At 74.1% G+C, this 6,599-nt stretch carries 5 protein-coding genes; 2 read left to right on the top strand and 3 right to left on the bottom strand.

Annotation, left to right across the window (positions count from 1 at the left end; genetic code table 11):
• Positions 1–1,660 (top strand): FAD-dependent oxidoreductase (locus HO151_RS06780; RefSeq protein WP_173895180.1); only part of this gene is annotated, 1,660 nt, incomplete at its 5' end.
• A gap of 150 nt (positions 1,661–1,810) precedes the next feature.
• Here the strand turns inward: HO151_RS06780 and HO151_RS06775 are convergent.
• Positions 1,811–2,263, bottom strand: a complete 453-nt coding sequence (locus HO151_RS06775) for an STAS domain-containing protein (protein ID WP_173895179.1) — start codon at positions 2,261–2,263, stop codon at positions 1,811–1,813.
• A gap of 132 nt (positions 2,264–2,395) precedes the next feature.
• Here HO151_RS06775 and HO151_RS06770 point away from each other — a divergent pair, with 132 nt between their 5' ends.
• Positions 2,396–3,868 carry a hypothetical protein gene (locus tag HO151_RS06770; protein ID WP_173895178.1) on the top strand — a complete coding sequence of 491 codons (1,473 nt, stop codon included), beginning with the start codon at positions 2,396–2,398 and terminating at the stop codon, positions 3,866–3,868.
• 50 nt (positions 3,869–3,918) lie between these two features.
• Here the strand turns inward: HO151_RS06770 and HO151_RS06765 are convergent, their stop codons facing one another.
• Positions 3,919–4,386, bottom strand: coding sequence for a DUF5990 family protein (locus tag HO151_RS06765; protein WP_173895177.1), 468 nt, complete (start codon positions 4,384–4,386; stop codon positions 3,919–3,921).
• Positions 4,387–4,434: 48 nt separating this feature from the next.
• The gene (locus HO151_RS06760) at positions 4,435–6,540 is read right to left on the bottom strand and encodes a xanthine dehydrogenase family protein molybdopterin-binding subunit (RefSeq protein ID WP_173895176.1); all 2,106 of its coding nucleotides are present in this window, start codon (positions 6,538–6,540) and stop codon (positions 4,435–4,437) included.
• Between the last annotated feature and the right edge of the window lie 59 nt (positions 6,541–6,599).

Raw genomic sequence — 6,599 nt, 5'->3', positions numbered from 1 at the left:
CCCGCGGAGCGTGGCCGTGCTGGGCGGGGGCGTCGCCGGGCTCACGGCCGCGCACGAACTCGCCGAACGCGGCTTCCGGGTCACCGTCCACGAGCGCAAGGCGCTGGGCGGCAAGGCCCGCAGCATGGACGTGCCGGACAGCGGCACGGGCGGCCGCGCCCCGCTGCCCGGGGAGCACGGCTTCCGCTTCATCCCGGGCATCTACCACAACCTGCCCGACACCATGCGGCGCATCCCCTTCCCCGGCAACCCCAACGGTGTGCACGACAATCTCGTCGCCCCCGAGGAGATGCTGTTCGCCCGCTCGGGCGGCCGGGAGGACATCCGGATCCCGCTCCCCCGGCCCGGCGGCACCCCGGCCGAACTCACCCCGGACGAGATCCGCCGCGCCCTCACCGCGTTCCTGGACACCTCCTTCCATCTCCCCCTCCACGAGACCCTCTACTTCGCCGACCGCCTCCTGGTCTTCCTCACCAGCTGCGACGAACGCCGCGACGGGACCTGGGAACGGACCCCCTGGTGGGAGTTCGTGCGGGCGGGCCGGATGTCGTACGACTACCAGCGCCTCCTCGCCGTCGGCATCACCCGCAACATCGTGGCCACCAAGGCGGAGGAGGCCAGCACCCGTACGGTGGGCAGCGTGCTGGAGGCCTTCCTCTTCAACGCCCTCGGGCGGGGCGCGGACGGTCCGGTGGACCGGATCCTGAACGCGCCGACCAACGAGGCGTGGATCGACCCCTGGGTGACGTACCTGAAGTCGCTCGGGGTCGGCTTCGAGGTGGGCTGGACCGTACTGGACCTGCCGCTGGAGGCCGGCCGGATCGCCGGCGCCGTCATGGAGGACCGGGCGGGGACGCGCCGGACCGTCACCGCCGACCACTACATCTGCGCCATGCCGGTCGAACACGCCCGCCGCACCTGGAACCCGGCCCTGCGCGCCGCCGACCCGCAACTCGCCGCGTGCGACCTGCTGGAGACGGACTGGATGACCGGCATCCAGTTCTATCTGACCGAGTCCGCGCCGCTCGCGCACGGCCACCTCGACCTCGTCGACTCCCCCTGGTCGCTGACCGCCATCGCCCAGGCGCGGCACTGGCCCGGCCACGACTTCCCCGCCGACTTCGGCGACGGCACCGTCGTGGACTGCCTGTCGGTGGACGTCTCCGAGTGGGACCGGCCGGGCATCCTGTACGGCCGGACGGCCAAGCAGTGCACGCGGGCCGAGGTCGCCCGCGAGGTGTGGGCCCAGCTGAAGGCGTCGCTCAACGACACCGGCCGTACGGTCCTCAAGGACTCCGCGCTGCACTCCTGGTTCCTCGACCCGGCCGTCGGCGGTCTGGGCACCCCGGACCCGACGAACGACGAACAGCTGCTCATCCACCCCACCGGGACCTTCCACCACCGTCCGCGGTCGGCCACGAGGATCCCCAACCTCTTCCTGGCCGGCGACTACGTGGCCGTGCCCATCGACCTGGCCACCATGGAGGGCGCCAACACCTCCGCCCGGCAGGCCGTCAACGCCCTGCTGGAACACGTCGGTTCGCCGGCCGGGCGGTGCACCGTCACCCCGCTGTACCGGGCCCCCGAGTTCGAGGCGCTGAAACGCCACGACCGCACCCGCCACCGCCTCGGCCTGCCGAACCTCTTCGACCTCGGCTGACGCACCCGCGCGTCTCCCGCGGGGGACAGATCCCGGCAGTTCGTGCGGAACGGCCCTCTCCGCCCGGCGTACGGGCGGACGTCACCATTCTTTTCTCGCCGAACGGGCGAAGAAGCACGTTTTTTGCGCGTGGGTGTGGCAGGTTGTACCTCAGCCGGACCCGTCACTTCCCCCCGTAGTGGCGGGCCCGGCGTCCTCGTCCCCTTCGCGGTCCGGAGCGGGCGGCCAGGCAGGGCGTTCGGCCGCGGGCAGGTCCAGCAGGGCGAGCCCGACCGTGCGCCGTACGGGCAGCAGTTCGGTACTGCCCGTCTGTACGAGCAGTTCCGAGAGCCGCCGCCCCGCTCCGGCCAGAATGAGCTTGCCGTCCAGGCGCTTCAGCAGCCACCGGATCGCGAGCAGGCAGTTCAGACCCCGTGAGTCGCAGAAGACGAGCGCTGTCACGTCGAGGACGAGGTGCCGCCGTCCCGCGTCGACGATGGCCGCGAGGGTGCCGAGGAAGTACTCCTCGCAGCTCTGGTCGAGCTCGCCGCTGATCCGCAGCACCGCGCAGTCGTCGCAGTCGGTCGTCTCGGTGATGGTCAGGCGGTGGGTGTGCGTGGACATCACACCTCCCTCCGGTGCCACGGATGCCGTAGGACGCGGCACCCGTATGCGTGCGTGTTCCCCGCATTCGGGCGGGCAACAGTCCTCCCTCCGGCCGGAGTCGGGGAGGAGGGGGATGTGAGGCTGAGGCGCATGAAGTCTCGTAGCGTGCTGTCCGCCCTCGCCGTCTGCGCCGTGCTCGCCCCGCTCACCGGGTGCGGCGACGGCACGGCGGACCGGGAGCCCCCGCCTTCCGGTGGTGCGTCCTCGGCCACCGGGGTGCCCGGCGTACCGGCGGAGAGCCGGCGTCCGGCGCCCGGGAAGGGGTCCGAGGACCCGGACGACCTGAACGGGGACGGGTTCCGCGATCTCGTGGTGCCCGTTTCCCTCGGCGACGGCCACGACACCACGAGGATCGACGGACGGGTCGCCGTGGTCCACGGATCGGCGAAGGGGCTCGATCCCTCGACGCGCACGGTCCATGGACGCCGCGAGCTGGGCCTTCCCTCGTCCCCGCAGGACCACGCGGAGCCCGGGAGCGTCAGCAGGAAGGCGGTCGTGACCGCCGATCCGGACGGTGACGGCTTCCCGGACGCCGTGACCTCCGTCGCCCTGGGGACCGCGGAGGACGGTGGGGTGTCCGCTTCCCGTACCGTCCCGCTGGTGACCTGGGGCGGTCCCGGCGGTCCCGTGGCGAAGGGCGGGGCGAGCGAGGTGCGGTTGCCGCGGAGCGTGTCGGAGCTGGGTGTGGAGTCGGTCGTGCGCGGCGACCTCGACGGGGACGGGCACCACGACCTCGCGGCGCTCGCGCAGAACCACTCGTCCATGGTGCTGCTGCACGGCCCCTTCACGCGGGCCGGTGCGCCGGCGCGCTCCGACACCGGTCTGCCGTGGCAGGAGGGCACGCTCGTCGCCGACGACATCGACCCGTCCGGCGGACCGCGTGCGACGTCCCTGCTGCTCCACCGGCCGAGCGACGGGGAGCAGTCCGGCAATCTCCTGTACCCGGCGCGCGTCGGCGCTCCCCTCTCCGGGGAGTCCACGCGGTTGCGCGCGGGCAACGCCCACGCGTTCGGCGACTTCGACGGCGACGGCCGGCGCGACGTGGCCGTCGGGGACGACGGCGCCCGCAACAACGAACCGGGTTACGAGACCGAGGCGCCCGAGGTGGACGGATCGCTCACGGTGTATCCGGGTGACGGCGGCGAACCGGTCACGCACCGGCTGCCCGAGGTGCCGGAGGACGTGAACACGTACTACGGGCCCGGCGGCTTCGCGGCCGCCGATCCGGACGGCGACGGCCGCGACGGCATCCTGGTCGCCACGTACGAGGGGGCCACGCTCATCGACGGCGACCGGCGCACCGCGGTGCTGCGCCGGGGACCCGCGAAGGCGGACGGCAGGAGGACGCCCGCGAGGTGGCGGCACGCCCGGCCCGTGGGCGCGGCCGACTTCGACGGCGACGGCAAGGACGAACTGATCCTGAACCGGGGGCCGGGCGGGTTGTTCGGCCACTACGGCGAGCGCCCCACGCACTGGTGGATCACCGAGGGCACCACGAGCCGTGACCGGACGTCCTTCAGGACGACGTCGGGCTTCGGGACACCCGAGGACGAAGGCCGGTAGCCGCGCCCCGTGCCCCGTGGGGAACGGCCGGTGGGGCGGGTCCTGTGCGCTCAGGCGCCGGACCCGGCGGTCCATGTGACGTGCGGCGGGACGATCCGGCCGCACAGCGGGCCGCCCCGGGCGTCGGTCAGCCCGAGGCGTGCCACCAGGACGCCCTCCCGCGCGGCCGCGGCGAGCACCTCGGCGGGGACCATGTCGAGCATGAGCTTGGCGCGCCGGAACATCGTGAAGACGCCCGCCCCGTCGACCGTGCCCCAGGACAGGTAGACGAACCGCCGGCCCAGCCGGTCCTGCACGTAGGGGCCTTCGACCTCGGTGCCGGCCGGTGTCACCGTCGCGGTGCACTCCAGGGTCCAGGTGGCCGACCCCGCGTCCCCCGGGTGGGGTTCGAGCAGTTCGCCCGGACGGTCACGGCGCTGCACGGCGACGTACAGGTCGCCGTGGTCCGGGGCGTTGCCGCCGTCGGGGGCCGGGCGGGTGCGGCCGGGCAGGTCGACGGCGTCGATACGGATGCGCATGGCTGTCATCATGCCGCCCCGGCCCCGCGGCCCTGCGGGCCGGTACGCTCAGAGCGGGCCGGCCAGGCCCTCCAGTACCCGGTCCGGGGTCAGGGGCAGTTCGCGGTACCGGACGCCCGTGGCGTGGTGGACGGCGTTGCCGACGGCGGCCGCCGTGCCGACGATGCCGATCTCGCCGATGCCCTTGCTGCCCATCGGGTTGAGGTGGGGATCGTCCTCGTCGATCCAGTGCGCCTCGACATCGGGCACGTCGGCGTGGACCGGGACGTGGTAGGAGGCCAGGTCGGACTCCACGAAGTCGCCGGACGCGGCGTCCATGGTGCTCCCCTCGGTCAGCGCCATCCCCAGCCCCATGGTCATACCGCCGATGAACTGGGAGCGGGCGGTACGGGCGTTGAGGATGCGTCCGGCGGCGTACACGCCCAGCAGGCGGCGTACCCGGACCTCCCCGCTCACCGTGTCGACCGTGACCTCGGCGAAGTGGGCGCCGAAGGCGTGCCGGGCCCAGGCGCTCCCGGCGTCCGCGCTGCCCGCCGTGTCGGCGTGGGCCCGCAGCCCGCCGTCCGGGAGCGGCCCGGTGTGCCCGGCCAGCCGCGCGGCCAGTCGTGTGCACGCCTCGTGGACGGCCCAGCCCCAGGACGCCGTACCGGACGACCCGCCGGCCAGCGGGGCCGGGGGCAGGTCGCTGCTGCCCACTTCGGCGCGTACCCGGTCCAGGGGCACACCGAGGGCGTCGGCGGCGATCTGGGCGAGGACGGTGCGGGCCCCGGTGCCGATGTCCGTGGCGTTGGTCCGGACGGCGAAACGGCCGTCGGGCAGGGCGTGGGCCGAAGCCCGGGCCGGGCTGACCATCACCGGATAGGTGGCGGAGGCCACGCCCGTGCCGACGAGGAGGGGGCCCTCGGCGCGGGACCGGGGGCGGGGGTCCCGCTGTGCCCAGCCGAAGCGCCGGGCGCCCTCGCGCAGGCATTCGACCAGGTGGCGGCTGCTGAACGGCTTGCCGCTGTCGGGGTCGGCGTCCGGTTCGTTGACGATGCGCAGTTCCACCGGGTCCAGGCCCGTCGCGACGGCGAGTTCGTCCATGGCCGACTCCAGGGCGTACATGCCCGGTGCCTCGCCCGGCGCGCGCATCCAGGACGGGCTGGGCACGTCCAGGGGCACCACGCGGTGGGTGGTGAGCCGGTGGGGCGCCGCGTACATGATCCGGCTCGGTACGGCGGCCTGTTCGACGAACTCCTTGATGCGTGAGGTGTGGGTGGTGACCTCGTGCAGGGACGAGACGAGGGTCCCGTCCGCGGCGGCGCCCAGGCGGAACCGGTGCAGGGTGGGCGCCCGGTGGCCGACGACGTCGGGCAGGAGGCGCCGGGGCAGTGCGACCGTGACGGGACGGCCGGTCCGCAGTGCCGCCATCACGGCGAGCACCACGTGGGGGCGCGGGGTTCCCTTGGACCCGAACCCGCCGCCGACGTGTTCGCTGACGACGGTGATGTCGTCCTCGGGGAGCCGGAACAGCGCCGCGAGGGTGGCGCGGACGGCCGTGGTGCCCTGGCTGGAGTCGTGCACGAGGAGCCGGCCGCCGCTGAGGTGGGCGGTGGCCGCGTGCGGTTCCATGGGGTGGTTGTGCAGCGGCGGGATCCGGTAGCGGGCGTCGACGCGCACTTCCGCAGCCGCGAACGCCTCCTCCGGCCGGCCCTGTTCGCGGTGGGCGGGGTTCCCGCCGTTGGCCTGCTCGGGCGTGTAGGCGTCCGGGTGGTCCTCGGTCAGGGTCACGTCGTGTTCCTCGACGTCGTACCCGACGCGGACCGCGGCGGCGCCGGCCCGGGCCTCCTCCAGGGTCTCGGCGACCACGAGGGCGACGAACCAGCCGTGGTGCGGCACGCGGCGGTCCTGCAGGACGGCGAGCGTGGGGTCGTCCGCGGGGGCCAGCCGGGGCGCGTCGTCGGGGGTGAGGACCGCGAGGACGCCGGGCAGCGCCAGGGCGGTCCCGGTGTCGATCGTGCGGATCGTCCCGCGGGTGATCCCGGCGGCCACCGGCCAGGCGTGGACGCGGCCGGGGATGTTCTGCTCGGCGGCGTAACGGGCGCTGCCGGTGACCTTGTCCCGGCCCTCCCGGCGCTCGGCGGGCGCGCCCAGCGCGGTACCGGTGTCGGCCATGCTGGTCCTCCTGTGGGGTGCCTTCGCGTGCTGCGTCCGTGCTGCGTGTCCTGCGTGTC

The organism is Streptomyces sp. 8P21H-1 (assembly GCF_013302945.1).
The sequence above is the reverse complement of the archived record's forward strand: the minus strand, read 5'-3'. Positions and strand labels throughout refer to the sequence as shown.

Coding starts and splice junctions, on each gene's coding strand:
- HO151_RS06775 (WP_173895179.1), bottom strand. CDS start 2,263: ATGTCCACGCACACCCACCGCCTGACCATCACCGAGACGACCGACTGC.
- HO151_RS06770 (WP_173895178.1), top strand. CDS start 2,396: ATGAAGTCTCGTAGCGTGCTGTCCGCCCTCGCCGTCTGCGCCGTGCTC.
- HO151_RS06765 (WP_173895177.1), bottom strand. CDS start 4,386: ATGCGCATCCGTATCGACGCCGTCGACCTGCCCGGCCGCACCCGCCCG.
- HO151_RS06760 (WP_173895176.1), bottom strand. CDS start 6,540: ATGGCCGACACCGGTACCGCGCTGGGCGCGCCCGCCGAGCGCCGGGAG.